The organism is Luteimicrobium sp. NPDC057192, assembly GCF_042670205.1.
GTDB lineage: Bacteria > Actinomycetota > Actinomycetes > Actinomycetales > Cellulomonadaceae > Luteimicrobium.
The window spans coordinates 131,658-157,091 of record NZ_JBHUWD010000004.1 but is presented as its reverse complement, the minus strand read 5'-3'; the positions used below and the strand labels follow the sequence as shown (position 1 = coordinate 157,091).

The 25,434-nt window shown below is 75.7% G+C and carries 22 protein-coding genes and 1 pseudogene; 13 read left to right on the top strand and 10 right to left on the bottom strand.

Annotation, left to right across the window (positions count from 1 at the left end):
* Positions 1-69: 69 nt before the first annotated feature.
* The 3 genes from ACFT5B_RS04070 to ACFT5B_RS04060 are packed head-to-tail and all read right to left on the bottom strand — an operon-like array spanning position 70 to position 3,528.
* Positions 70-1,950: a phospho-sugar mutase gene (locus ACFT5B_RS04070; RefSeq protein ID WP_386796689.1), complete on the bottom strand. Its 1,881-nt coding sequence runs from the start codon at positions 1,948-1,950 to the stop codon at positions 70-72.
* An 11-nt stretch (positions 1,951-1,961) separates the two neighbouring features.
* Positions 1,962-2,840, bottom strand: coding sequence for a purine-nucleoside phosphorylase (locus tag ACFT5B_RS04065; RefSeq protein ID WP_386796688.1), 879 nt, complete (start codon positions 2,838-2,840; stop codon positions 1,962-1,964).
* 10 nt (positions 2,841-2,850) lie between these two features.
* On the bottom strand, positions 2,851-3,528 hold the full coding sequence (locus tag ACFT5B_RS04060) for a TetR family transcriptional regulator (protein WP_386796687.1): 678 nt from the start codon (positions 3,526-3,528) through the stop codon (positions 2,851-2,853).
* Between the two features lie 97 nt (positions 3,529-3,625).
* Between ACFT5B_RS04060 and ACFT5B_RS04055 the strand changes: the two genes are divergently transcribed.
* The 5 genes from ACFT5B_RS04055 (at position 3,626) to ACFT5B_RS04035 (ending at position 8,725) form a co-directional block, all read left to right on the top strand.
* Positions 3,626-4,390 (top strand): SDR family NAD(P)-dependent oxidoreductase, encoded by a 765-nt coding sequence (locus tag ACFT5B_RS04055; RefSeq protein ID WP_386796686.1) that lies wholly within the window; start codon positions 3,626-3,628, stop codon positions 4,388-4,390.
* A 74-nt stretch (positions 4,391-4,464) separates the two neighbouring features.
* Positions 4,465-5,910 carry an NAD(P)H-quinone dehydrogenase gene (locus ACFT5B_RS04050; RefSeq protein WP_386796685.1) on the top strand — a complete coding sequence of 482 codons (1,446 nt, stop codon included), beginning with the start codon at positions 4,465-4,467 and terminating at the stop codon, positions 5,908-5,910.
* A gap of 97 nt (positions 5,911-6,007) precedes the next feature.
* Positions 6,008-6,466, top strand: a complete 459-nt coding sequence (locus tag ACFT5B_RS04045) for a hypothetical protein (protein WP_386796684.1) — start codon at positions 6,008-6,010, stop codon at positions 6,464-6,466.
* 212 nt (positions 6,467-6,678) lie between these two features.
* On the top strand, positions 6,679-7,170 hold the full coding sequence (locus tag ACFT5B_RS04040) for a hypothetical protein (RefSeq protein ID WP_386796683.1): 492 nt from the start codon (positions 6,679-6,681) through the stop codon (positions 7,168-7,170).
* 154 nt (positions 7,171-7,324) lie between these two features.
* Positions 7,325-8,725 carry a histidine-type phosphatase gene (locus ACFT5B_RS04035; RefSeq protein ID WP_386796682.1) on the top strand — a complete coding sequence of 467 codons (1,401 nt, stop codon included), beginning with the start codon at positions 7,325-7,327 and terminating at the stop codon, positions 8,723-8,725.
* Here the strand turns inward: ACFT5B_RS04035 and ACFT5B_RS04030 are convergent.
* From ACFT5B_RS04030 to ACFT5B_RS04010, 5 genes are all read right to left on the bottom strand, one after another.
* Positions 8,701-9,234: an NUDIX domain-containing protein gene (locus ACFT5B_RS04030; RefSeq protein WP_386796681.1), complete on the bottom strand. Its 534-nt coding sequence runs from the start codon at positions 9,232-9,234 to the stop codon at positions 8,701-8,703. The two genes, ACFT5B_RS04035 and ACFT5B_RS04030, sit on opposite strands and share 25 nt — an antisense overlap.
* Before the next feature lie 37 nt (positions 9,235-9,271).
* Positions 9,272-11,095, bottom strand: coding sequence for an acetyl/propionyl/methylcrotonyl-CoA carboxylase subunit alpha (locus ACFT5B_RS04025; protein ID WP_386796680.1), 1,824 nt, complete (start codon positions 11,093-11,095; stop codon positions 9,272-9,274).
* Positions 11,096-11,271: 176 nt separating this feature from the next.
* Entirely contained in the window at positions 11,272-11,844 is a 573-nt protein-coding gene (locus ACFT5B_RS04020; RefSeq protein ID WP_386796679.1) for a hypothetical protein, read from the bottom strand.
* Entirely contained in the window at positions 11,829-12,524 is a 696-nt protein-coding gene (locus ACFT5B_RS04015) for a Maf family protein (RefSeq protein WP_386796678.1), read from the bottom strand. The genes ACFT5B_RS04020 and ACFT5B_RS04015 overlap by 16 nt, the downstream gene beginning before the upstream one ends.
* The gene (locus ACFT5B_RS04010) at positions 12,521-14,284 is read right to left on the bottom strand and encodes a DUF885 domain-containing protein (RefSeq protein WP_386796677.1); all 1,764 of its coding nucleotides are present in this window, start codon (positions 14,282-14,284) and stop codon (positions 12,521-12,523) included. The genes ACFT5B_RS04015 and ACFT5B_RS04010 overlap by 4 nt, the downstream gene beginning before the upstream one ends.
* On the opposite strand from ACFT5B_RS04010, the pseudogene ACFT5B_RS04005 reads away from it, so the two are divergent.
* From ACFT5B_RS04005 to ACFT5B_RS03980, 6 genes and pseudogenes are all read left to right on the top strand, one after another.
* Positions 14,220-15,626 (top strand): annotated as a pseudogene (locus tag ACFT5B_RS04005) (cytidylyltransferase domain-containing protein); the annotation flags it as partial. The gene ACFT5B_RS04010 and the pseudogene ACFT5B_RS04005 sit on opposite strands and share 65 nt — an antisense overlap.
* Positions 15,627-15,827: 201 nt before the next feature.
* Positions 15,828-16,733: an N-acetylneuraminate synthase family protein gene (locus ACFT5B_RS04000; RefSeq protein WP_386796698.1), complete on the top strand. Its 906-nt coding sequence runs from the start codon at positions 15,828-15,830 to the stop codon at positions 16,731-16,733.
* A gap of 5 nt (positions 16,734-16,738) precedes the next feature.
* On the top strand, positions 16,739-17,848 hold the full coding sequence (locus ACFT5B_RS03995) for a hypothetical protein (protein ID WP_386796676.1): 1,110 nt from the start codon (positions 16,739-16,741) through the stop codon (positions 17,846-17,848).
* A complete protein-coding gene (locus tag ACFT5B_RS03990) occupies positions 17,845-19,014 on the top strand; it encodes a DUF6716 putative glycosyltransferase (protein ID WP_386796675.1) in 1,170 nt (389 codons plus the stop codon). Before ACFT5B_RS03995 ends, ACFT5B_RS03990 begins: the two co-directional genes overlap by 4 nt.
* A gap of 23 nt (positions 19,015-19,037) precedes the next feature.
* Complete coding sequence (locus tag ACFT5B_RS03985) at positions 19,038-19,520, top strand: SRPBCC family protein (RefSeq protein WP_386796674.1); 483 nt, start codon at positions 19,038-19,040, stop codon at positions 19,518-19,520.
* Positions 19,517-20,326 carry a putative protein N(5)-glutamine methyltransferase gene (locus tag ACFT5B_RS03980; RefSeq protein WP_386796673.1) on the top strand — a complete coding sequence of 270 codons (810 nt, stop codon included), beginning with the start codon at positions 19,517-19,519 and terminating at the stop codon, positions 20,324-20,326. Before ACFT5B_RS03985 ends, ACFT5B_RS03980 begins: the two co-directional genes overlap by 4 nt.
* A gap of 16 nt (positions 20,327-20,342) precedes the next feature.
* On the opposite strand, the gene ACFT5B_RS03975 is transcribed toward ACFT5B_RS03980, so the two are convergent.
* Together ACFT5B_RS03975 and ACFT5B_RS03970 are read right to left on the bottom strand one after the other, a co-directional pair.
* Positions 20,343-21,641: a DUF6716 putative glycosyltransferase gene (locus ACFT5B_RS03975; protein WP_386796672.1), complete on the bottom strand. Its 1,299-nt coding sequence runs from the start codon at positions 21,639-21,641 to the stop codon at positions 20,343-20,345.
* Positions 21,642-21,667: 26 nt separating this feature from the next.
* Complete coding sequence (locus ACFT5B_RS03970) at positions 21,668-22,813, bottom strand: glycosyltransferase family 2 protein (RefSeq protein ID WP_386796671.1); 1,146 nt, start codon at positions 22,811-22,813, stop codon at positions 21,668-21,670.
* 142 nt (positions 22,814-22,955) lie between these two features.
* On the opposite strand from ACFT5B_RS03970, the gene ACFT5B_RS03965 reads away from it, so the two are divergent.
* Both ACFT5B_RS03965 and ACFT5B_RS03960 read left to right on the top strand, forming a co-directional pair.
* Complete coding sequence (locus ACFT5B_RS03965) at positions 22,956-24,464, top strand: MFS transporter (RefSeq protein WP_386796670.1); 1,509 nt, start codon at positions 22,956-22,958, stop codon at positions 24,462-24,464.
* 29 nt (positions 24,465-24,493) lie between these two features.
* On the top strand, positions 24,494-25,432 hold the full coding sequence (locus ACFT5B_RS03960) for a MerR family transcriptional regulator (RefSeq protein ID WP_386796669.1): 939 nt from the start codon (positions 24,494-24,496) through the stop codon (positions 25,430-25,432).
* The last annotated feature ends 2 nt before the right edge of the window (positions 25,433-25,434 follow it).

Sequence of the window (25,434 nt, the reverse complement as noted above, 5' to 3'; positions counted from 1 at the left end):
CCCGAGCAAGCAGCCGTGAGGTGCTTGCTCGGGCGGGTCTCCGCTTGTTCGGCGACCGTTCCGCGCGGGTCAGGCGAGGCCGAGCGCGGCGCGCACGTCGCTCGCGGCGTCGTCGAGCCGCTGACGCGCGACCCACCGGGCGCGCGCGACCTGCTCGTCGGTGTCGTCCTCGCCCACGGGCACCACGACCTCGAGGTACGCCTTGACCTTCGGCTCGGTCCCGGACGGGCGCACGATCACGCGCGTGGAGTCGGCGCAGAGCCACAGGACGCCGTCGGTCGGGGGGAGCCCGTCGTAGCCGTCGGCGAGGTCGGCGGTCGACGTCACCGCGGCCCCGGCGATCGTGGCGGGCGGCGTCTCGCGCAGCCGGACCATCGTGTCGTCGATCTGGGTGAGGTCTTCGAACCGGGCCGAGACCTGGTCGGTGAGGTACAGGCCGTACCGGCGGGCGATCGCGTCGAGCTGTGCGACCAGGCTCGATCCCTCGGCCTTGAGCCGCTGGGCGAGCTGTGCGACGACGAGCGCTGCGCTCAGACCGTCCTTGTCGCGCACGGACGCGGGGTCGACGCAGTAGCCGAGGGCCTCCTCGTACCCGAACACGAGGTCCTCGGTCCGGGCGATCCACTTGAACCCGGTGAGCGTCGTCGCGTGCCGGAGCCCGTGCGCCTCCGCGATCCGCCCGAGCAGCCGCGACGACACGACCGAGCTCGCGAGCACGCCGGAACCCGCGCCGGCGCGCCGGGCGGCCTCCTCCCCGAGCAGCGCCCCGACCTCGTCGCCGTGGAGCATGCGCCAGCCCTGCGCGGCGGCGGTCTCCTTGCCGCGGTACGAGCCGCCGCGCGGGTCGTAGACGGCGACGGCGCACCGGTCGGCGTCGGGGTCGTTCGCGATGACGAGGTCGGCACCCCAGTCCTGCGCCAGCGCGAGCGCCAGGTCGATCGCGCCCTTCTCCTCGGGGTTCGGGAAGTCGACCGTCGGGAACGCGGGGTCGGCGTCGGCCTGCTCGGCGACCACGGCGACGTCGCGGAAGTACGCCTCGGCGAGGACCTGCGCGAGCACCGGGCCACCGACGCCGTGCAGCGGGGTGGTCGCGATCCGCAGGGTCCGGTCGTCGCTGCCGTCCCACAGCGCGTGGACCGCGTCGAGGTAGGCGCGCAGGACGTCGTCGCCGAGCGTCGTCCAGCCGTCCGTCGCGACGGGGATCTCGCTCACCGGCCCGACGGCGGCGATCTGCGCGGCGATCTCGGCGTCGAAGGGCGGCACGATCTGGGCGCCCTGCCCCGAGCCGCCGACGACGCGGCCGCCCAGGTACACCTTGTAGCCGTTGTCGGCGGGCGGGTTGTGGCTCGCGGTCACCATGACGCCGGCGTCGGCGCCGAGGTGGCGGACGGCGAACGCGAGCACGGGCGTGGGCAGCGGCGCGGGCAGGACGAGCGCCTCGTGGCCCGCAGCCGTGAGCACGCCGGCGGTGTCGATCGCGAAGTCCCGCGAGCGGTGCCGTGCGTCGTACCCGACGACGACGCGCGCGGCCTCGCCCGGGAGCGTCTGCGTGAGGTACCCGCCGAGCCCGGCGGCCGCACGACGCACGACGGCTCGGTTCATGCGGTTCGGGCCGGCCGACATCTCGCCGCGCAGCCCGGCGGTGCCGAACTGGAGGGTCGCGGCGAACCGGTCGACGATCTCCGCGCGGGCCGTGTTCGCCCGGACGGTGGCACGCAGCCCTTCGGGGGCGCTCGTCGCCAGGTCGAGCAGGTTCCGCAGCTCGTCGCGGTCGACGTCGTCGACGTCGTCCGCGATCCAGGCCTCGACGCGGGCGACGAGCGCGTCGTCGAGCGGGACGGGCGGCTCGCCGACGGCGCCCGGCTCGGTGAACCGGTCGTCGGTCGCGGCGCGGCTGTCGTCGGCGCGCGCGTGCGCCTGCTCGCTGAAGCGGGGATCGGTGTCAGGCATGGTGAGCTCCCTCAGACGAGCGCGACGACGGACGCGAGCAGGGCGGAGATCCGCGGCCCGGCAGCGGCGCCGGCCTCGAGCACCTCCGCGTGCGACAGCGGCTCCGGGCTGATCCCGGCGGCCAGGTTGGTGACGAGCGAGACCCCGAGCACCTCGAGCCCGGCGTGGCGGGCGGCGATGGCCTCGAGCGTCGTCGACATGCCGACGAGGTCCGCGCCCATGCGCCCGGCCATCCGGACCTCGGCGGGCGTCTCGTAGTGCGGGCCGGGGAACTGCGCGTAGACGCCCTCGGGCAGCGAGGCGTCGACGGTGCGCGCGAGGTCGCGCAGGCGGGGCGAGTACAGGTCGGTCAGGTCGACGAACGTCGCACCTTCGAGCGGGCTCGTGGCCGTGAGGTTGATGTGGTCGGAGATGAGCACGGGGGTGCCCGCGCGCCAGTCGAGGTTGAGGCCGCCGCAGCCGTTCGTCAGGACGACGACGCTCGCCCCGGTCGCCGCCGCGGTGCGGACGCCGTGGACGACGCGACGGACCCCGCGCCCCTCGTACAGGTGGGTGCGCGAGCCGAGGACGAGCGCGTGCTTGGGCGTGCCGTCGTCGTGCGCGGAACCGGCGATGCGGATCGAGCGCGTCGTGGCCCGGTGGCCCGCGACCGCGGGGGCCGAGAACCCGGGGATCTCCTCGGACGGGATCTCGGCGACGGTCTCGCCGAGCAGGTCCGCGGCGCCGCCCCAGCCGGAGCCCAGCACGAGGGCGACGTCGTGCCGCTCGACGCCGGTCCGCTCGGCGATGAACGCGGCCGCCTCCTTCGCGACGTCGAAGGGGTCGGTGGTGGGGTCGTCGAGGCGGTCGCCCGGGGTGGCGGCGACGGAGGACGCGGAGGTGAGAGCCATGCCACCGAGGCTAGTCGGCGGGAGACCCCGGTGCCGCCTCGGGGGTCTCGTCAGCGCGGCGCCCCAACGCGTCCGCCGCGAGCCGGAGCGCCTCGTCGACGCGCCGCGCGAGGGACGCGGCGGGCGCCCCGCTCTCCGTGCCGGTCTCCTGCCACGCCCACTCCTCGACGGCGACCCGCAGTGCGGCGTTGGCGACCGCCGCCGTCGTCCGGGTCCCGAGCCCCGGCACGGCCTCGCCCCGGCTCGCGGCGAGGGCGTCGGCGAGCACGGACTCCGCGCCGTCGTGCACGTCGAGCCATACCCCCCGGACGGCCGGCTCGGTGCGGGTGAGGCGCACCAGGGTGCGGATCGGCTCGGCGTCGGAGGCCGCGTCGGAAGGCCCCGGCTCGGGGCGGGCCGGGGTCGCGGCGCCCAGGAGGCCCGCGAGCCCCCGGGCCCGGACGTCCGCAGCCAGGGCGACGACGCCGTCCTCGAGGAGCGGGCGGACCGCGTCCTCCTTGCGCGGGAACAGCCGCCAGAAGGTCCGGACGGACACCCCGGCCGCCCTTGCGACGTCGTCGGCGCTGGTGGCGGCGACGCCGTCCTGGGCGAAGAGGCGCAGAGCCTCGCGCGCGACGCGGCGGCGCTCGGCGGCGAGCGCGGCCGCGCTGCGGCGGGGGCGCCCGGGGCGGGGTGTCGCGGTGGTCACAGGGCCTCCTGCCGGGGTGTCACGGCCCATCCTCTCTGATCTACGATAGTGGCACAGCGTGACAATAATGCTGCTCCAGCATCGGAAGGACCGCACCATGAGCACCACAGGACTCGCAGGCAAGACCGTCGTCGTCACGGGCGCCGGCTCCGGGATCGGCCGCGCCACCGCCCTCGCGTTCACCGCCGAGGGCGCCAAGGTCGTCGTCGCCGACATCGCCGCCGACCGCGCCGCAGCCGTCGTCGACGAGATCAAGGCAGCGGGCGGCGACGCCGTCGCCGTGACCGGTGACCTCGCCGACCAGGCCGTCGTCGACCAGGTCGTCGCGACCGCCGTCGACACCTACGGCTCCCTCGACGTGCTCGTCAACAACGCCGGGATCATGGACCGCATGTCCGCGGCCGCCGACACCACCGACGAGGAGTGGGACCGGGTCCTCCGCGTGAACCTCCACGCGCCGTTCCTGCTCACGCGTGCCGCCCTCCCGCACCTCCTCGCCACCGGCAAGGGCGCCATCGTCAACACGGCGTCCGAGGCCTCGCTGCGCGGGTCCGCCGCCGGCACCGCGTACACGGTCTCCAAGCACGGCATCGCCGGGCTCACCAAGTCCCTCGCCGTGATGTACCGCGACCAGGGGGTGCGCACCAACGCCATCGCCCCCGGAGGCACCGCCACCAACATCCACGTCGACGCCGACCCCGCCGCCGGCGGGCCAGCGACCCTCGGCCGGTACATGGGCAACGTCGGGCAGCCCGCGTCCGCGGAGGAGCAGGCCGCCGCGATCGTGTTCCTCGCGTCCGACGCCGCGAGCAACGTCAACGGCGTGATCCTGCCCGTCGACAACGGGTGGGCGGCGGTGTGAGCTGACCCTCCCGAGCCCGCCGGCTCCGCCTCGTCGGCGCGGACCGGCGGGCTCCGCCAGGCAGAATGGTCACCGTGAGTGCACAGGGACCTGACCTGCAGGCGACGCGCATCGTGATCCTCGGCGGCGGCCCGGGCGGCTACGAGGCCGCCCTCGTGGCCCGCCGGCTCGGCGCGGAGGTGACCGTCGTCGAGCGGCAAGGGCTCGGCGGGTCGGCCGTGCTCACGGACGTCGTCCCGTCGAAGACGCTCATCGCCGCCGCCGAGTGGATGACGTCGACCGAGCGGGCCGCCGGCCTCGGCATCCGGTTCGGGGTCCCGCGCACGGGCGCCGACGCGGCCGAGACCACCGTGCCCGGGATCAGCGTGGACCTCGCCGCCGTCAACCAGCGCGTCATGGCGCTCGCGGCCGCGCAGTCCGCCGACATCCGGGCGCGCCTCGACCGCGAAGGCGTCGTCACGATCCTCGGCGAGGGGCGGCTGGACGGGCCGCGCCGCGTGGTCGTGCGGCCCGCGGGCGGGGGCGACGACGTCGCCCTCGACGCCGACGCCGTCCTGGTCTCCGTGGGCGCGACGCCGCGCGAGCTGCCCGGGTCGCCCGCCGACGGCGAGCGCATCCTCACCTGGACGCAGCTCTACGCGCTGCAGGAGCTGCCCGAGAAGCTGATCGTCGTCGGGTCCGGCGTCACGGGGGCGGAGTTCGCGGGCGCGTACAACGCGCTCGGGGTCGACGTCACGCTCGTCTCCAGCCGCGACCGCGTGCTCCCCGGCGAGGACGCCGACGCCGCCGAGCTCCTCGAGGGCGTCTTCCGCTCGCGCGGCATGACCGTCCTGTCGCGGTCGCGCGCCGCGGGCGCCGAGCGGACAGCCGACGGCGTGGCCGTCACGCTCGCCGACGGTCGTGTCGTCGAGGGGTCGCACGTGCTCGTCGCGGTGGGCGCCATCCCGTCCACGCGCGGCATCGGCCTGGAGGAGGCGGGCGTGACGCTCGCACCGTCGGGCCACGTCGTCGTCGACAAGGTCGCCCGGACCACGGCCCGGGGCGTGTACGCCGCGGGCGACTGCACGGGCGTCCTTCCGCTCGCGTCGGTCGCGGCCATGCAGGGACGGATCGCGATGCAGCACGTCCTCGGGGACGCGGTCCGGCCCATCCGGGTCCAGGACGTCGCCGCGAACATCTTCACGTCCCCGGAGATCGCGACCGTCGGGAAGTCGGAGGTCGCGCTCCAGGCCGCGGGGTCGAAGTACGTCACCGCCACCCTCCCGCTCTCGCGCAACCCGCGCGCCAAGATGCTCGGGATGCGCGACGGCTTCGTCAAGCTGTTCGCCCACCCGGAGGCGTCCGTCGTGCTGGGTGGCGTCGTCGTGGCGCCACGCGCGAGCGAGCTGATCTTCCCGATCACGCTCGCCGTGTCCCACCGCCTGACCGTCGACGACGTCGCGGAGGCCTTCACCGTGTACCCGTCGCTGTCCGGGTCGATCGCCGAGGTCGCGCGGATGCTGCACCACCCGGTCGACTGACGGAGCGGGGATCACTGAGATGCCTCCTCGGGGAGTGCAGAAGAGTGCGTTCAACGCCGACCCCTCGAACTCGAACGGCGACGCGCTCGTCGCGGCGATGAAGTCGCTCGGCCGCACCGTGGACGACCCGACGTCAGACCACGGTCGATGGCCCGCCTACAGCGACCTGCTCTCGCAAGACGCCACGCTGCACCTCGCGGAGTGGGCCGCGCTCACCGAACCCGACCTCGGCCTCAGGCGTGCCGTGGTGTTCGAGCTCCTCAGGATCCGATCACCTGTCACCCATGCGGACCTGCTCCGACGAGCCCGCCTGGACGACGACGAATTCCTGGTCAGCCGCTCGCAAGAGATCGCACTGCTCCGGCGTATCGCCGTCGACCCTGACACCTTCGACCCGGGTCGCGTCCACGAGCTCTCGAGGTGGTTCCAGGAGAGGCTCGTGGCCCTCGGGATTCCCGCCATCAACCGGGTTCTCGCCACCGACGGTCTGACCAAGCGGATCCGGCGGTGGGCTACGGACCAGGTCACCCTGGCCGAACTGGACGACTCCCCGTAGCCTTCCCGGGCCTCGTCGCTGTCCCCGCCACGAGCGACCTGAGCCGGCGCACGCGGCTCACCCGTCGCGCAGAGCTCCGCTGAGTGGCCACCGGTACGGGCGGTGCCTCGCCAGGTCGGTGCTCCCCATCGTCCCGGTGAGGCATCGGCTGTGGTCGACGGCCGAGCCGTGTCCTCCCGGCGCAGGTCCCGCGGCTGAGCGATGATGAAGGCGTGCGCATCGACCTGACCTTCGACGAGGCCCGGATCCTGGCCCTGCACGGCCAACCCCTGCCGCCCGTGCTCACCTCGCTCACGTGCGAGGACGACACCGTCTACGCGACGGTCGACCTGCGCAAGGTCCCGAACCCGCCCGCGGCACTGCGGTTCGCGGTCGCGCTCACGCCGACCGTGCACGCGGCGCTGCGGTACGAGTCCTTCGCGGACGGCGTCCTCGACCTGCGGGCCACGGCGACGGCGGCCGGTCTGCCCGTGCAGCGGCTGCTCGGCTTCGTCGAGGGCCCGCTGCGGGCCGCGCTCGTCAAGCAGGGCCTGCCGCCCGACGCCGTCACGCTCGTCACGGGTGACGGCGACCCGATCGTCCGCGTCCGTGTCGCCGAGGTCCTGGCCCAGCGTGCGCCGGGGCTCCACGTCACCGCGCTGACGTTCGCGGGCGGGCGGATCGTCGTCGACGGCGCCGTCGACCCGTCGTTCCGCCTCGCCTGACCAGCGGCTCCGGCCACCCACGGTGGCGTGGCGGCCGGCGTGGACCCGGCCGTCGTAGGGTCGTGTTCACCTGACCGACGGTGGGGCGCCGTCGGGCGTTCAGGGCCACGGTGTGTGCTGCGGGGTGCCCACGCCCCTGCCGGAAGGAACCTCCGTGAACCGCCGCCTCCTCCTCGCCTCCGCCGCCGTCGCGGCGGGCACCCTCGCCGTCGGCACCGCGCTCGTCGCGGGCCCGGCCTCGGCCGACCCGGGCGGCGCGCCCGGCGCGCACGCGTCCCCCGCGTCGCTCGGCGACGCTTTCACCACCAAGACGCCGTACGCGCCGCAGCAGAACCCGCGCAGCTACCAGAAGGCGCCCGCGGGCTTCGTGCCCGTGCTGACGGAGAACGTGTCCCGGCACGGGTCGCGGGCGATGTCGGACTCCGAGGACGGCGACGCGCTCCTCGCGCTCGCGGCCGAGGCGAAGGCGGCGGGTGCTCTGACGCCGCTGGGGCGCGGGCTCGCGGGGCAGGTGCAGCGGATCCTCGACGCGAACGCGGCGATCGGCTACGGGCAGCTCTCGCCGCTCGGCGAGGAAGAGCTCGAGGGGACCGCCGAGCGCACCGCCGCCCGGCTGCCGGGCCTGTTCGCGTCGGCGGCGCGGGGGAGCGGCGCGCTGGTCGACGTGTCGTCGTCGAGCCAGCAGCGGGCGCACGACAGCGCCGACGCCTACGTGGCGGGCCTCGAGTCGGCCGTGCCGGGGCTGTCGCGGGTGGTCGGCCCGACCACGACGGACGACGCGACCCTCTACTTCCACAAGTCCGACTCGGCGTACAAGGACTACCTCAAGAACGACGCCCGGATCGGCGCGGCGGAGGGCGAGGCGACCGACCAGCCGCGCACCCGCGCGGTCGCACGGGCCGCGCTCGAGAGGTCGTTCACGCCGGCGTTCGTGGACCGGCTCGCGGCGGGCGAGCTCGCGTCGTTCGACGACGAGGTCGCGGCCGCCGAGGCCCTCTACGCGATCGTGCAGAACAGCCACGACTTGCCCGCGGCGGACACGCGGGGGCTCGACCTCGATCGCTTCATGACCCGCTCGCAGGCGTCCTGGTTCGGGTACCTCGACGACGTCACGTCGTTCTACGAGAACGGTCCGGCGTTCGCGGGCAGCGACGTCACGTACCGGATGGCGGGCGTCCTCCTCGACGACCTGTTCTCGACGCTCGAGGCGAAGCGCGACGGCACGAGCGACCTCGTCGCCAAGCTCCGGTTCACGCACGCCGAGGAGATCATGCCGCTCGCGTCGCTGCTCGGCCTGCCCGGCAGCACCGTCCAGCAGCGGACCGGTGACCTGTTCACCTACGCGGACAACCCGTTCCGGGGCGCCGAGGTGGCGCCCATGGCCGCGAACATCCAGTGGGACCTGTTCCGCAAGGGCGACCGGTACCTCGTGCGGATGCTCGACGACGAGAAGGAGACGGCGTTCAAGGCGTCGTGCACGCCCGTCAGCAAGGGCAGCGCGTTCTACGACCTGGACGAGCTCGAGTCCTGCTACGGCTGGTCCGCCGGCTCCTGAGCGATCGTGAGGAGGGCGTCGAGGGCGTCGGCGAACGCGGGCAGCAGGACGAGACCGTCCAGCTCGTCGAGCGCGACCCACCGCACCTCGATGCCCTCCGCGTCGGTCGCGTGCGGGTCCACGTGCGCGCCGCCGCGCTCGCGTCCAACGACGGTCGTGTACGACCAGGGGCCGTGGTCGAGGACGTGGGTGCCGACGACGTCGACGTCGGCCGGGTCGATGCCGGCCTCCTCCTGCGCCTCGCGCAGCGCCCCGGCGGTCGCGGTCTCGCCCGTGGCGACGGCGCCGCCGGGGATGCCCCACGTGCCGCCCTGGTCCGACCACACGGCGCGGTGCTGCAGCGCGACGTGCGTCACGGTCGTCCCGCGCCCGCCGCGGGCCAGGAACAGGCCGCCCGCACCGTGCAGACCCCAGTGGCGGTGGTCGCCGCACGTCACCCAGCCGTCACCCGGCTGCCGGTGGAGGCGTTCGACGGGCGGGGCGTCGGGGGAGCGGGCGTCGTCGGGCACGCTCCCCACCCTAGGCGGAAGCGGGGTGAAGGGGTCGTCAGTCGACGATCTCGCAGATGACGGTGCCCGAGCTCACGCTCGCGCCGACCCCCGCGCTCAGCGAGCGGACGGTGCCGGCCCGGTGCGCGACGAGCGGCTGCTCCATCTTCATGGCCTCGAGCACGACGACGAGGTCGCCCGCCTCGACGGCGGCGCCGTCCTCGACGGCGACCTTGACGATCGTGCCCTGCATGGGCGACGTGAGCGAGGTGCTGCTCGCGGCGGGGCCGGCCTTGGCGCCGTTCCGGCGCGCAGGGCGACGCGCGGCGGTCGCGGTGCGGGCCCGGGAGCCCACCATGCCGAGGCCCGCGGGGATGACGACCTCGAGCCGCTTGCCGGCGACCTCGACGACGACGCGCTCCGTGAGCGGCTCGTTCTCCTCGGGCTCGACGGGCGCCGCGGGGGTGGCGGGCGTGAGCGAGCCGAGACGGTCGGCGAAGCCGGTCTCGATCCAGCGGGTGTGGACGGTGAAGGGCTCGTCGTCGTTCGCGGGGACGAATTCCGGCGCCTCGAGCACGGCGCGGTGGAACGGCACGACCGTCGGGATGCCCTCGACCTCGAGCTCGGCGAGCGCGCGGCGGGCCCGCTCCACGGCCTGGCGGCGGGTCGCGCCGGTGACGATCAGCTTCGCGATCATCGAGTCGAACGCGCCCGAGACCGTGTCGCCCTCGACGACGCCCGAGTCGACGCGGACGCCCGGCCCGCTCGGGAACCGGAGCTTGGTGACCTTGCCCGGGGCGGGCAGGAAGTTGGCGGCCGGGTCCTCGCCGTTGATGCGGAACTCGAACGAGTGCCCTCGCGGCTCGGTCCGGTCGTAGCCGAGGGGCTCGCCCGCGGCGATGCGGAGCTGCTCGCGCACGAGGTCGATGCCGGTGACCTCCTCGGAGACCGGGTGCTCGACCTGGAGACGCGTGTTGACCTCGAGGAACGACAGCGTGCCGTCGAGCCCGACGAGGAACTCGCACGTCCCCGCGCCGACGTAGCCCGCCTCGGAGAGGATCGCCTTGGACGCGCGGTCCAGCTCGGCCTCCTGCTCGGGCGTCAGGTACGGCGCGGGCGCCTCCTCGACGAGCTTCTGGTGGCGGCGCTGGAGCGAGCAGTCGCGCGTCGAGACGACGACGACGGTGCCGTGCTCGTCGGCGAGGCACTGCGTCTCGACGTGCCGGGGCCGGTCGAGGTAGCGCTCCACGAAGCACTCGCCGCGACCGAACGCGGCGGTCGCCTCGCGCACCGCGGACTCGTACAGCTCGTCGATCTCGTCCTCGGTGCGCGCGACCTTGAGGCCGCGGCCTCCGCCGCCGAACGCCGCCTTGATGGCGATGGGAAGCCCGTGCTCGGCGGCGAACGCGCGCACCTCGGCGGCGCTCTCGACCGGGTCGGGCGTGCCGGGGACGAGGGGGGCGCCGGCGCGCTGCGCGATGTGGCGCGCGCTCACCTTGTCGCCCAGCGCGGCGATCGCGGCGGGCGGCGGGCCGACCCAGACGAGGCCCGCGTCGAGCACGGCCTGCGCGAACTCCGCGTTCTCCGACAGGAAGCCGTAGCCGGGGTGCACGGCGTCGGCGCCGGCGCGGCGCGCGACGTCGAGCAGCTTGGCCTGGTCGAGGTAGGTCTCCTGGGCGCGGGCGCCGCCGAGCGCGTACGCCTCGGTCGCGAGGTGGACGTGCGGCGCGTCGCGGTCCTGGTCGGCGTAGACGGCGACGGACGCGATCCCGGCGTCCGTGCAGGCCCGCGCCACGCGGACGGCGATCTCCCCGCGGTTCGCGATGAGGACCTTCGTCACGGGACGGGTGGCGGCTGCGGACACGTCAGGCAGAGTGGGCACGGCTTACGGTAACGCGCGTCCGACGGCCGTCCGGGGTCGCGCGGGCGGCTCCGGAGAAGATTGGCGAAGGTTCCAAGGCCGCCCGACGTGCTTTGTAGCCTCCCACGAACGCGGACGGCGCCAGCGCGGTCGACGGGCGCCTGCGTTGTGGTGGCCCGACAATGCGTGCCTCGCGATCAGCCCGCTGCGAGCCCGATCAGGACGAGCATGGCGAGCCCCGTGAGCACCACCACGCCCGCGGTCGCGACGGGCGTCCAGACCAGGCCGAGGACGAGCGCCGCCACCCCGAGCGCGGCCATCACGAGCCCGAGCCGCCGGAACAGGGGCGTGTGGAACGCCCGGGCGAACGGCAGGAAGTGCAGCCCGACCGCCAGGACGATCACGCCCGGCACGAGATCCTCGTGGTTGTCGCCCAGGGCGAGCCGCCCGAGGCGGATGAGGACGAGCATCCCCGCGACGCTCGCCAGGTAGACGAGTCCCGCCCACCGGCCGACCGGCTCGGGCTCCGGGAACGGGCGCCGGCGCCACCACACCCGCCAGACGTAGAAGGCGAGCGCCGCGGCGCAGGCGACCAGCGCGAGTGCCGAGACCGGCGCGGCGAGCGAGCCGCGGTTCGCGAGCACGAACACGCACCCGCCGGCCGCGCCGATCGCCGACCCCCACACGCGGGGGTCGAGCGCGCGCTCGACTCCCCGCGCGACGACCGGCCGCGCGCCCGCAGGGACAGTGGAGCTCAGGGCGTGCTCCACAGGTCGGTCCAGGCGACGTCGCGCGCGAGCAGGAGCCGGCGCAGCGTGGGCAGGCTCAGCCCGACGACGCCGTGGTGGTCCCCCTCGACGCGCTCGACGAACGCGCCGCCGAGCCCGTCGATCGTGAACGCGCCCGCCACGTGCAGCGGCTCGCCCGTCGCGACGTACGCGTCGATCTCGGCGTCGGTCACGTCGGCGAACGTCACCGACGTCGAACTCGTCTCGCCGAGCTCGTGAGGACGGTCGGCGGGCACGGGCCCGGGCGCGGCGAGATCGCGGGCCCGGTCGCCGTCGTCGCGCAGGTCGACGAGCCAGTGGCCCGTGTGCAGGACGCCGGTGCGGCCGCGCATCCCGTGCCAGCGTTCGCGCGCCTCGTCGGGCGACGCGGGCTTGCCGAGGACCTCGCCGTCGAGCTCGAGCATCGAGTCGCAGCCGAGGACCAGGTCGGGCACGTCGTCCGGCGAACCGTCCCGCACGCGCCCGACGACGTCCCTCGCCTTGGCCTGGGCCAGGACGAGGACGGCGTCGGCGGGGGAGAGCGGCCCGTCCGCGCGGGCGGCGTCGAGCACGGCAGGCTCGTCGACGCCCGACACGAGCACCTCGGGCTCGACGCCCGCGGCCCGCAGCGTCGCCAGGCGTGCTGGCGACGCGGACGCCAGCAGGAGCCGGACGCGGCTCACGCGCGCCCGTCGAGGCGCGTGAGCTTGTCGGTGAGGACGCTCAGCGGGACGCTGCCGAGCGCGAGCGCCCGGGCGTGGAAGGCCCTCAGGTCGAAGGCTTCGCCTGCGGCGGCCTTCGACGCGTCGCGGGCCTCCTCCCACAGCCGCTGCCCGAGCTTGTACGACGGCGCCTGCCCGGGCCAGCCCAGGTAGCGGTTGTACTCGAACCGGATGAACCCCTCGGGCATGTTGACGTTGCTCGACAGGAACGTCCACGCCTTGTCGGCGTCCCAGGTGCCGCCGCCCCACTCCTCCGGCGCGGGGAGCCCGAGGTGCACCCCGAGGTCGAACACGACGCGGGCGGCGCGCATGCGCTGGCCGTCGAGCATGCCGAGGCGGTCGCCCGGGTCGTCGAGGTAGCCGAGCTGCTCCATGAGCCGCTCCGCGTACAGGGCCCAGCCCTCGCCGTGCCCGGACACCCAGCAGCCGAGGCGGCGCCAGTCGTTGAGCACGTCGCGCTGCGCGGCGGCCTGCCCGAACTGGAGGTGGTGGCCGGGGACGCCCTCGTGGTAGACGGTCGTCTTCTCGCGCCACGTCCCGAACTCCGTGACGCCCGGGGGCACGGACCACCACATGCGGCCGGGCCGCGTCAGGTCGTCCGACGGCGGCGTGTAGTAGATGCCGCCCGTCTGGGTGGGGGCGATGCGGCACTCGAGCGTGCGCAGCGCCTCGGGGATGTCGAACTGCGTGCCGTTGAGGGCCTCGACCGCCGCGTCGGAGGTCTCCTGCATCCAGGCGCGGAGCGCGTCGGTGCCGCGGACGATGCGGGCGGGGTCGGCGTCGAGGGTCTCGACAGCGTCGGCGACGGTCGCGCCGGGGCCGGCGATCTCCCGCGCCACGGCCTCCTGCTCGGCGACGACGCGTGCGAGCTCCTCGAGCCCCCACCGGTACGTCTCCTCGAGGTCGACCTCGGCGCCGAGGAAGTAGCGCGAGTCGCGTGCGTACCGCTCGCGGCCCACGGCGTCCGTCTCGCGGGCGACGGGCGCGAGCTCGGAGGAGAGGAAGTCGGCGAGCGTCGCGTACGCCTGACGCGCGGCGGTGGCGCCGAGCTCGAGGTCGCGGCGCACGAGGGAGCACGCGGCCGACTCGTCGAGGACGGCGTCCGCCTCCTTGCCGTGCACCATCGCAGTGAAGAAGGACTCGTCGCCGGCGAGCTCGCGGGCCTGGTCGATCCCCTCGCGGACCTGGCGGATCGCGGGGACGTTCCCGCTCGCGATGCCGGCGCGCAGCGTCTCGACGTAGCCGGCGATCGCGTCGGGCAGGCCGGCCAGACGGCCGGCGACCTTCTCCCAGGCCTCGACGGTGCCGGTCGGCATGAGGTCGAGGACGTCGCGCAGCGCCTGCAGCGGCGACGCGATGACGTTGAGGTCGGCGAGGTGGTCGCCCGCCTCGTGCTTCTCGACGTCGAGGCCGAGCCGTTCGCGCATGGCTGCGAGCGTCACCCGGTCCACGTCGTCGAGGGGGGCCGCGGCGGCGGCCTCGTCCAGAGCCCGGAGCGTGGCGCGGGTGGCGTCGGCGCGGGCGTCGTGGCCCGCGGGGGACAGGTCGGGCAGCTCGTGGTCGTGGCCCTTGATCCCGACCTCGGTCGCGAAGAGCGGCTCGAGCCGGGCCACGGTCTGGACGTGCTCGTTCGCGACCGCGTCGATCGCCGACGGCGTGCGCGCGGGCAGGGGCGTGGGGGTGGGGTCGCCCGGGGTGCCGGGCGTCGTCGCTGTGGTCACCCGAGCAGGCTACCGGGTGGTAGCCACGCCGCCCCGGGCTTTGCGGAGCCCTCCCGGGGGGCCTTCCGCCGGAGGGCGCACCTGCCGTTCACCTGCTGGACGCAGACGTTCGTGTCGCGGTCACGCCGGGGCCACGGTCGCGACACCCCGTCTCCCTAGCGTCACGGCCGTGCCTGGAACTGCCGTACCCGAAGAGCCGACCAGCGGCGCCGCCACCCGTGGCCCGCGCGTCGTCGCCGTCGTGCCCGCCCGCGGCGGGTCCGTGGGCGTGCCCCGCAAGAACCTCGAGCAGGTGGGGGGAGTGCCGCTCGTCGAGCGCGCCGTCCGGGCGGCGCTCGCCGCGCCCGTCGTGGACGTCGTCGTCGTGTCGACGGACGACGAGGAGATCGCGGCGGTCGCCGCGGCCGCCGGGGCGCGCGTCGTGCAGCGTCCGACGTCCATCGCAGGGAGCGCCGCGAGCTCCGAGTCCGCCGTCCTGCACGCGCTCGACGTGATCGGCGCGGGCGGCCCCGACGGTGCGGGCTACACGCCCGACCCGCTGGTGACGCTCCTCGTGCAGTGCACGTCCCCGTTCATCGACCCCACCGACGTCGACGTCGCTGCGCGCCGCGTGCTCGACCGGGTCGAGAGCGGCTCCGGGCCCGACGTCGTGCTGTCGGTGGCCGCGACCCACGAGTTCTGGTGGCGCACCGACGACGACGCCGTCCGCGCCGTCGGGCACAGCGTCCTGCACCGGCCGCGCCGCCAGGACCGCGACCCGCACTACCGCGAGACCGGCGCGTTCTACGCGATGCGCACGTCGGGCCTGCGGGCGACGGGTCGCCGGTTCTTCGGCGAGATCGGCCTGCACCTCGTCGACCCGCGCACCGCGATCGAGATCGACGACGCGCACGAGCTGTGGCTCGCGCGCCGCCTCGCGGGCGTCCTGCCGACGCCGTCGTGGGACGAGCCCGTGGACGTCGACGCGATCGTGACCGACTTCGACGGCGTCCACACGGACGACCGGGCCTGGATCACCGCGGACGGCACCGAGCACGTCGCGGTGCACCGCGGCGACGGCCTCGGCGTCGCGGCTCTGCGCACCGCGGGCGTGCCCCTGCTGGTCCTCTCGACCGAGCGCGACGGCGTCGTCGCGGCGCGCGCCCGCAAGCTCGGCGTCGACGTGCTGCACGGCGTCGACGACAAGGAGGCCGCGCTGCGCGAGTGGCTGTCGGTCAACCGGCTCGACCCGGCGCGGGTCGCGTACCTCGGCAACGACGTCAACGACCTGCCCGCGCTCCGGCTCGTCGGCTGGCCCCTCGCGGTCGCCGACGCGCGCGACGAGGTGCGCTCCGTGGCCCGGCGCGTGCTCGCGCGGCCCGGCGGTCACGGCGCCGTCCGCGAGCTCGCCGAGCTCGTGCTCGCCGCCCGCGGCGAGCACGGGATCGGGGAGGCGGACGCCCAGGCAGCCGTCCGCCCCACGACCCGTCCGGTCACGCACCTCGAACCGACGCACACCGCGTCCCACCTCGTCTCCACCCGCTCCACCACCGGAAGGAACACCATGAACGCCACCGTGAACGACCTCGTGAGCGAGAGCCCCACCGTCGCGATCGGCGACCTCGTCGTGGGCGAGGGCCGCCCCGTCTACGTCATCGGCGAGATCGGGATCAACCACAACGGCGACCCCGACATCGCGCGCCAGCTCATCGACGTGGCCGCCGAGGCGGGCGTCCAGGCCGTGAAGTTCCAGAAGCGGACCCCCGAGCTCGCGGTGCCGCCGGAGCAGCGGGACGTCATGCGCCAGACGCCCTGGGGCGAGATGACGTACCTCGAGTACAAGCACCGCGTCGAGCTCGACCGCGGCGCGTACGAGAAGATCGCCCAGCACGCCGCCGACCGCGGCCTGCAGTGGTTCGCCTCCCCGTGGGACGTGCCGAGCGTCGAGTTCCTCGAGGACCTGGGCGTCGTGACGCACAAGGTCGCCTCGGCGTCCGTGACCGACCACGAGATGCTCCGCGCGCTCGCCGAGACGGGGAAGCCGATCATCCTGTCGACCGGCATGTCGACCCTCGAGCAGATCGACGAGGCCGTCGAGATCCTCGGCACCGACAAGCTCGTCATCCTGCACGCGACCTCGACCTACCCGCTGCCGCCCGAGGAGACGAACCTCCGCGTCATCCCGGCGCTCAAGGAGCGCTACGGCGTCCCCGTCGGGTACTCGGGCCACGAGCGCGGCCTGCAGATCTCGATCGCCGCGGTCGCGCTGGGCGCGGTCGCCGTCGAGCGGCACATCACGCTCGACCGCACCATGTGGGGCTCGGACCACGCGTCCTCGCTCGAGCCGCAGGGCCTCCAGCACCTCGTGCGCGACATCCGCATCCTCGAGCAGGCCATGGGCGACGGCGTCAAGCGCGTCATGCCGGGCGAGGTCGCGCCGATGCAGCGCCTGCGCCGCGTCACCGACTGATCCCGGTGATCGCACGCGACCCCGCCGCACCGTCACGGCACGCGCTCGCGCTCGCGGAGTCCCCGCTCCAGCTCCTGATGACGGTCGAGGCGGTCGACGCCGGGCACGTGCGCGGCCCCGTGGCCGTGCACGCCCGGCGCGGCGTGCCCGGCCTCGAGGACGCCGTCCGCGCGTTCGGGACGCTGCCCCTGCCGCCGACCGTCGACCTCGACGTCCGGGGCAGGGTCCGTTCGACGCGCTCCGGGCTCGGCGCGTCCACGCTCGTCCTCGGCGACGCGTTCTCCGGCCGGGCCCAGGCCCTGCTCGCGGCGCGCGACCGCTGGGGAGGCGGGACGCCGGGTACGGCGTGCCGCGTCGTCGTCGTGGACGACGGCCTCGCGACCGCGCACCTCGCGCGCGTGCTCGCGTCGGCCGAGCGCCGGCCGCTGGTCCGGCTCGGCGTGCCGGCGTCGGCGCGCCGCGACGCCCTGGGCCTCGCGGCCCGCGACGGCCTGCTTCGGCGGGCCGAGCTCGGGCGGCTGCGGCTCGTGACGGCGTTCGAGCCGCCGCACGACGTGCGGGACGCGCTCGAGCGGTCGGGCGTGCGGATCGCGCGGGCTCGGCTGCACTGGGCGGCGCGGGTCGCGCCGGCGGTGGGCGGCCGGATCTCGGAGCCGGTCGTCGTCGTCGGGTCGGCGCTCGTCGTCGACGGGCTGCTGCGCCGCGAGCCGTACCTGGCGTGGGTCCGGGCGCTCGCGCGCGACGGACGGGTGCGGTACCTGCCGCACCGGCGCGAGGACGCGGGCGCGCTCGCGCACGTCGCCGCCATCCCCGACGTCGTCGTGGACCGGGCCGGGCTGCCCATCGAGCTGCGGCTCGCCGGTCTCCGTCCGCCCCAGCGGGTCGCCGCGCTGCCGACGTCGGCCATCGCGCTGCTGCCGGCGACCCTCGCGCCGGGGGTCCGGCTCGACGCGACCGTGCCCGAGGCGGGCTGGTGGGCGCCGGGAGTCGACGACGACCTGCGCGAGCACCTCGTGAGCATCGTCCGTCTGCCCGGCCGGCCCGCCGCGAACGGGTCGCCCGGCGCCGCGGGCACGGTCGCGCAGGGGGCGACCGTGCGCCGGGGCGAGCCGTGACGACCCGGGTGCTCGCCGTCGCCGACTCCGACTCCTACCTCAAGTGGGCGGCGGCGACGCTCGACGGGCTGGGCGACGGGTTCGCGGGCCGCGTCGTGCTCGTCGCGTCGCCCGTGCTCCCGTCGGACGCGCAGATCGCCGCGGCGGTCGCGGGGACCGCGCTCGAGCCACCCGTCGTGCGGCGGGTCGGCAGGCTCGTCCGACGGCTGCGCCAGGACCCGCCCGACGCGCTCCTCGTCGCGTGCACCGGTCCGACGGCACGCGTGCTCCTCGCGCTCGCCGGGCGGGTCCGGCCACGCCCGGTGACCGTCGTCGGGCTGCCCGGGTGGGCGCTTCCCGCCTCGCCGGAGGCCGTCGGGCTCCGGCGCGGCGCCGACCTCTTCGTCACGCACTCGCGCGCGGAGCAGGAGGCGTTCGAGCCCGTCGCGGCTCGGCTGGCCCCCGGCATGCGCGTCGTCCTGTCGCGGCTGCCGTTCCTCCCGGAACCGTCCGCGTCTCGCTCGGAGCCCGGGCCTGGCGGCGAGCGACCGATCACGCGTGCGGTGTTCGCCCCGCAGGCGCTCGTCCCGGCGTCCCGACCCGAGCGGGAGCGCCTGCTCGACGGCCTCGGCGCGCTCGCCTCCGCGGGCTACGACGTCGTCGTGAAGCTCCGCGGCCGGGCCGCCGAGCGGCAGACGCACGACGAGCGCTGGCCGTTCGACGAGCTCGCCGCCGCCCGCCCGGGCGGCGCCCCCGGTGTCCGGTTCGAGACGGGGCCGCTGGGCTCGTGGCTCACGCCGGGTGCGGCCCTGGTGACGGTGAGCTCGACGGCCGCGCTCGAGGCGCTCGCCGCGGGCGTCCCGGTGGCCCTGCTCGACGACTTCGGGGTGCGCGACGAGCTCATCAACACGGCGTTCCGGGGGAGCGGGCTCCTCGTGGGCCTCGGCGAGCTGCCCACCGTCCTGGCAGCGGGCGGCCCGGTCGCCGACCCTGCCTGGCTCGAGACCCACGGCCTGCACGACGCTCCGTCCGAGCTCCCGGAGGCGCTCCGCGCGGCCGTCGCCGCGGGGCGGGCCGCCGGCGTGACGGCGCCGGGCGCTCCCGCCCTTCGCGGGCCCGCGGACCTGCGAGCCCTCGCGCGGTTGCTCGCTCCCGCGCCGGTGGCGCAATCCGTTCGTCGGCGCTGACGCCGGGTGCTAGACATGCGTCCATGACCGACGAGACCCCGCAGGACCAGGTGCCACGTGTCGTCTCCGCGAGCCGGACGGTCGGGGCACCGGCCGCCGCGATCTTCGAGCTGATCGCCGACCCTGCGCAGCAGCCCCGCTGGGACGGGAACGACAACCTCTCCGACGCCGCGACCGGCCAGCGCGTGCGGGCCGTCGGCGAGGTCTTCGTCATGACGATCACGTCGGGCGCGACGCGCGAGAACCACGTCGTGGAGCTCGAGGAGGGCCGCCGGGTCGCCTGGATGCCCGCCGAGCCGGGCGGCGAGCCGATCGGCCACGTGTGGCGCTGGGAGCTCGAGCCCGCGGGCCCCGGACGGACCACCGTCACCCACACCTACGACTGGACGCACCTCACGGACACCAAGCGGCTGGTCCGCGCTCGCGCGACGACCGCCGACCGCCTCCGCGCCTCGGTGGACCGGTTGGCCGCGCTCGCCGAGGACGAGGCCGGGCGCGAGGCGTGACGGGCGACGCGGCCACGCTCGAGCCGTCCGGCGACGCCCTCGTGGCGCGGCTACGCGCTGCGGGCTGCGTGTTCGCCGAGGACGAGGCCGCGGTCCTGCGGGAGTCCGCCGCGGACCACGCCGCGCTCGAGCGGCTCGCGGCGCGCCGCGTCGCGGGCGAACCGCTCGAGCAGGTCGTCGGGTGGGTGGACTTCGACGGCCTGCGGCTGGCCGTCGCGCCCGGGGTTTTCGTGCCCCGGCAGCGGACCGTCGTCCTGGCCCGCGAGGCGGCGCGGCTCGCGGCTGCCGCCGACCCGGGCCGGCCCGCCGTCGTCGTCGACCTGTGCTGCGGGGTCGGCGCGGTCGGGGCGCTGGTCGCCGCGCGGGTGCCGGGCGTCGTCGTGCACGCCGCCGACGTGGACCCCGCGGCGGCCGCGGTCGCGCGGCGCAACCTCCCGCTCGCGCACGTGACGGCGGGCGACCTGTTCGACGCGCTCGACCCGGCGCTCCGGGGCGGCGTCGACGTGCTCGCCGCGAACGCCCCCTACGTCCCGACGGACGCGATCGCCACGATGCCGCCCGAGGCTCGCCTGTTCGAGGCGCCGGTCGCGCTCGACGGCGGGGCGGACGGTCTCGACGTGCAGCGCCGCGTCGTCGCGGGGGCCCCGCACTGGCTCGCACCGGGCGGCCACGTCCTCGTCGAGACGTCCGAGCGGCAGGCCGCCCAGAGCCGGGCGGCGTTCCGTGCGGCCGGGCTCGTCGACGTCCGCGTCGTGCGCGACGACGACCTCGATGGCACGGTCGTCGTCGGGCGCCGCCGGGCCTAGGCGTCAGGCGGAGGCGTCAGGCGCGCCGGAGCCGGTCCACGAGAGGCCAGTCCTGCCACCCGGTCGGCAGCACCGCGTGGCACGCGAGCAGGACCCGCCCGCGCACGCCCTGCCGCCAGCGGACCGTGCGCACGCTGGACGACGCCGACCGGTGCCCCGGGAGGCCCCCGGCGGGCAGGTCGTGCTTCCGGTGCCGCGCGACGGCGACCCGGGCGCGGAAGGTCGCGGTCGCCGTCGTGCGGGCGAACGGGCGGTCCGCGGGCGGCACGCCGGTCAGCTCGTCCACGCGCTCCGCGACGAGCCCTACGCCGGGGCGCCCGGGCTCGCCCACGAACCAGTCCGCGAGCCACGCCTGGTCCGGCTCGGGGAGGTCCTCGTCGCGTCCCTCGAGCACGTCGAGCGTCCGTACCAGCCCCGACGGCAGCAGCACGTGGTTGCCGAGGTTCTCGTGCACCCCGAGGTCCGCGACGAACACCGTCCGGACGCCCGCGCCCACGGCCTCGAGCCCGGCCGTCGACGAGACGGTGAGCACGAGGTCGACCTCCGGGAGAAGCTCCGGCAGGGGCTCGTAGACGATCTCGAGGTTGGCCGGGAGGTCGGCGTCCGCGAGCAGCTCCGCGGGGTGGTGGCGGACCGTCTGGTAGGGGTCCTCGTCGGGCCGGTGGCGCGGCTTGACGAGCACCCGGCGCTCGGGGTGCCGGCGCGCGTGCTCGACGAGCCGCTCGTACAGGTAGAGGCGCTCGGCGCGCGACGACGGCACGGTCGGCTGGTCGGCGAACAGGACGGTGCGCACCGGACCCCGGCGCGGCGACGCGGGGCGAGACGGGAGCAGGGGCAGCCCCGACAGGAGGAGGTTGTCGGTCGGCAGGCCGAGGTGTGCGCCCGCGGCCTCGAAGCTGCGCAGGTCCTCGCGAGAGTTCACCGCGACGACGTCCGACGCGAACCGCTCCAGGTAGCCGGCGACGAGCTTCTCGATGATGACCCCGACCCAGCCCGTCACGACGACCGGCCGCACGCCGCCGTCGCCCGTCGCCGCGAGGTCCTGGACGAACCGCGACGTCAGCGGGCCCTGGAGCGCGAGGACGAGCGCGTCCGACGCGCCCGCGCGCTGCACGAGCTCCGCCCACGGCGCGCGCTCGAGATACACCCCGAGGCTCCGTTCGAGCTCGGGGTCGACGAAGCTCCGCACGTCCGACGGCGCCGCGTACCGGCAGGTCCAGCCCTGCGCCTCGAGCGCCGCGCCGAGGGCCCGGGCCCAGCGCAGCTGCGAGTCGTAGGCCAGGAGCAGCAGGGCCGAGCGTGGGTGGGCGGTCACGGTGTCCTCCGGGGGACGGGTCGGGTTCACGTGCGGTGCTCGGTGCGGGCGTGGCGGGAGACGCCGCGCAGGAAGCCGACGCCCCACGCGACGTGCATGACGACGAGGACCACGGGCAGCCGGACCTTCACCGCCCGCGGCTGGCGCAGGCCCGCGTGGGCGCTCGCGGTGAGGACGACGAGCAGGTACGAGACGGGCGCGAACAGCGCCAGGCCGAGCCACGCGGTCGGCGCCGGCGGGACGAGCGCGTCGACGAGCCCGACGAGGCCGAGCACCAACGACGCGACCAGGCCCAGCACGAGGGCCGGGGGCGCGAGGTAGCGCGGGGACGCCGTCGTCGGGTGCCGCCGGACGATCTCCCGGCGCCACATCCCGGTGCGCCAGAACTGGCGGGCGAGGTCCCGCGCCGTGCTGCGCGGGCGGTAGACGACCTGCAGCTCGGGGTCGAACCACACCACGCCGCCGTCGGCGCGGATCCGCCGGTTCAGGTCCCAGTCCTCGGCGCGCACGAGCGTCGGGTCGTACCCGCCGACGCGCTCGAGCGCCGTCCGGCGGAAGACCCCGAGGTAGACCGTGTGCGCCGGTCCCGCCTCGCCGCCCGTGTGGAACGACGTCGCGCCGATGCCCGCGGGGTGCGCCATGGCGCGCGCGACCGCCCGCTGGAAGGGCGTGCGGCCGACCGGCACCATCATCCCGCCGACGACGTCCGCACCCGTCCGGCCCATGACCCGCACCGCGTGCCGCACGTACCCGACGGGCAGCACGGCGTGCCCGTCGAACCGGACGACGACGTCCCCGTCGTCGGAGCCGGGCATCGCCGCGGCCCGCTCGACCGCGAGGTTCAGGCCCTCGGAGCGCGATCCCGTCGGGTTGTCGACGACGTGGACGCGCGGGTCGCGGGCCGCGAACTCCTCGGCGATCTCCCGGGTCCGGTCGCGTGACGGACCGACGGCCAGGACGACGTCGAGCGGCCCCGCCCACGTCTGGTCGAGGACGGCCTCGACGGCTGTCGCGAGGTACGGCTCCTCGTCCCGCACGACGGCGACGGCCACGACGTGCGGGAGCGTGCCCCGGGGACCGTGGAGCTCCGCGGCGGGGGTGGTGGCGCGGCGCGCGGCAGCGCCGCTCGTGGCGTCGTCGCGCGCCGCACGGCTGGTGGCGAGGTCGGTCATCAGCGCCGACGGTAAGGACGCCCGGTGCCCGGCCGTCGGCGTGGGGACGGACGCCGGGGGAACGGTGGGTGAACGGCGGTGGCGGGACCAGCCGTGAGCACGTGCTTGACCCTCCCCCGAGGGGAGGGTCGAGAACTGTCGCATGACCAGCACCGGAGAACCCACCACCACCTCGACGACGACTCCTGCCGACCGGCCCGCCGCCCGGCTCGTCGTCCCGCCCGCCGTGCCGCCCGCCGTGCCCGTGCCGCCGTGGCGCGCGCTTCCCGTCCTGCTCGCCGGGACGTTCCTCATGGTCCTCGACTTCTTCGGCGTCAACGTCGCGCTGCCGTCGCTCGCGGCCGACCTCGACGCCGGCCCGAGCGAGGTCGTGTGGGTCGTCGCCGGGTTCGCGCTCGCGATGGCCGCCACCCAGCTCCTCGCGGGGAGGCTCGGCGACCACGTCGGGCACCGCCGCGGGTTCGCCCTCGGCCTGACGGTCTTCACGGCGGCCTCACTGATCTGCGTGGCGGCCCCGGGCGCGACGGTCCTCGTGGTCGCCCGGGTCGTGCAGGGCGTCGGTGCCGCGTTCATCGGCACGAGCGTGCTCTCGATCATCGGCGTGAGCTTCCCCGGCGAGGCCCGTGCCCGGGCGCTCGCCTGGTACGGGGCCGTGCTCGGCGTCGCCGCGGCGGGCGGCCAGCTCGTCGGCGGGGCCCTCATCGCCGCGGACGTCGACGGCCTCGGGTGGCGGGCGATCTTCGCCGTGAACGTGCCCGTCGGGCTCGTCGCGCTCGCGCTCACGCCCCGGCTCGTGCCCGCCGTGCGTGCCCGCCGGGCGGGCCGCCTCGACCTCGTGGGGATGGTGCTCGGCGCGCGCACGATGGTGCTGCTCGTCCTGCCGCTCGTGCAGGGCCGGCAGGCGGGGTGGCCCGCCTGGACCTGGGTCAGCCTCGCCCTGGTGCCGGTCGTCGCGGTGGTCACCTACCGGTCCGGGGTGCGCTTCGAGCGTGCCGGCGGGCAACCGTTCCTCCCGCCCTCCCTGCTGCGCCGCCCGTCGATGTCGCTCGGGCTCGTCGCGCAGCTCGTGTACTGGTGCGGCCAGGCGTCGTTCTACTTCGTGCTCGCGCTCTACCTCCAGGACGGCCTCGGGCTGAGCCCGCTCGACGCCGGTCTCGTGTTCGGCGTCCTCGCGGCCGGCTACCTCGCGACGTCGTTCACCGCCCCCGGCCTCGCGGCCCGCCACGGCAGCGCGGTCGTCGTCGTGGGGCTCGTCGCGATCCTCGCCGGGTACGGCGCCCTCGGCCTCGCGCTCGCCGCCGCACCGGACGGTCCCGGAGCCACGGTGGCGGCGCTCGTCCCCGGCTTGCTCCTCGCCGGGGCCGGCCAGGGGCTGTGCATCACGCCGCTCGCCGCGCAGGTCCTCGCGCACGCCGACCCCCGGCAGGCCGGCTCGGTCTCGGGCGCGCTCCAGACGGCGCAGCAGGCCGGGAACAGCGTGGGCGTCGCGCTCGTGGGCGTCGTCTTCTACGGTGTCCTCGGGTCCGCCGGCGGGACCGTGGCGCACGCCTTCGGGGCGAGCGTCGTCGTCCTCGCGGTGGTGGGTGTGGCCGCGCTGGTGGGCGTCTGCCTGCTGGCGTTCGCCACGCGGCGAGGACCCGCGGACGCGTGACGCGCGGTGACGACGGAAGGGGCGAGCGGATGGCCGGCAGCGGACGGAACGGCATGGTCACGATCGGCGAGTTCTCGCGCATGACGCACCTCACCGTCAAGGCGTTGCGGCACTACGACGCTCAGGGCGTGCTCGTGCCACACCACGTGGACGACGTGACCGGGTACCGCAGCTACAGCGTCACCCAGGTGCCGCTCGCGCAGGTCGTGCGCCGCCTGCGCGACCTCGGGATGCCGCTCGACGAAGTGCGCTCGGTCGTGAGCACCGCCGACGTCGGCGAGCGCACCGCCCGGATCGGGGAGCACCTCGACCGCATGGAGAGGCAGCTCGACGAGGTCCGCGGCGCCGTCGGCACCCTCCGGGCGCTGCTCGGGCTCGACGCGCCGGCCGGTCCGGCGCCCGCGCCGGGCCGCACCCTCGACCACCTGCTCGACGCCGACGCCACCGACGCGGCCGGCGGCGAGGTCGAGTTCCGGGCGGAGCCCGCGACCTGGGCGCTCGCGGCCCGCACCCGCCTCTCGCTCGCGATGGCCGGCTGGACCGCCCCGGCGTACGCCGCCATCGACGCCGCGGTCCAGGCCGTCGGCGCGGAGCAGGCCGGCGCGCACGGTGCCCTGTTCTACCCGGACCTGTTCGAGCGCGAGCAGGGCACTCTCGTCGCGTACGTGCCCGTCGCCGAGCGTCCCGCGCCGGACGCGCTCGCGGCGCTCGCGGACGCGGCCGACGCCTCGGTGGAGGTCCGGCCGATGCGCCTGCACGAGACCGAGGTCGCGGTCATGGTCCACCGAGGCACGTGCGCCGACATCGACTGGACGTACGGTGCGCTCGGCAGCTACGTCGCGCGCCGCGCGCTCGGCGTCGACGGGCCGATCCGCGAGACGTTCGTCGTGTCGGCGGTCCACACGCCCGACGTGAGCCTCCACCGCACCGAGGTCGCCTGGCCGGTGTTCCGGACCAGGGCCGCCTGACG

Excerpts from the sequence above, each read along its gene's own strand:
- ACFT5B_RS04070 (WP_386796689.1), bottom strand. The coding sequence starts at position 1,950 with ATGCCTGACACCGATCCCCGCTTCAGCGAGCAGGCGCACGCGCGCGCC.
- ACFT5B_RS04065 (WP_386796688.1), bottom strand. The coding sequence starts at position 2,840 with ATGGCTCTCACCTCCGCGTCCTCCGTCGCCGCCACCCCGGGCGACCGC.
- ACFT5B_RS04055 (WP_386796686.1), top strand. The coding sequence starts at position 3,626 with ATGAGCACCACAGGACTCGCAGGCAAGACCGTCGTCGTCACGGGCGCC.
- ACFT5B_RS04045 (WP_386796684.1), top strand. The coding sequence starts at position 6,008 with ATGAAGTCGCTCGGCCGCACCGTGGACGACCCGACGTCAGACCACGGT.
- ACFT5B_RS04000 (WP_386796698.1), top strand. The coding sequence starts at position 15,828 with ATGAACGCCACCGTGAACGACCTCGTGAGCGAGAGCCCCACCGTCGCG.
- ACFT5B_RS03985 (WP_386796674.1), top strand. The coding sequence starts at position 19,038 with ATGACCGACGAGACCCCGCAGGACCAGGTGCCACGTGTCGTCTCCGCG.
- ACFT5B_RS03970 (WP_386796671.1), bottom strand. The coding sequence starts at position 22,813 with ATGACCGACCTCGCCACCAGCCGTGCGGCGCGCGACGACGCCACGAGC.
- ACFT5B_RS03965 (WP_386796670.1), top strand. The coding sequence starts at position 22,956 with ATGACCAGCACCGGAGAACCCACCACCACCTCGACGACGACTCCTGCC.
- ACFT5B_RS03960 (WP_386796669.1), top strand. The coding sequence starts at position 24,494 with ATGGCCGGCAGCGGACGGAACGGCATGGTCACGATCGGCGAGTTCTCG.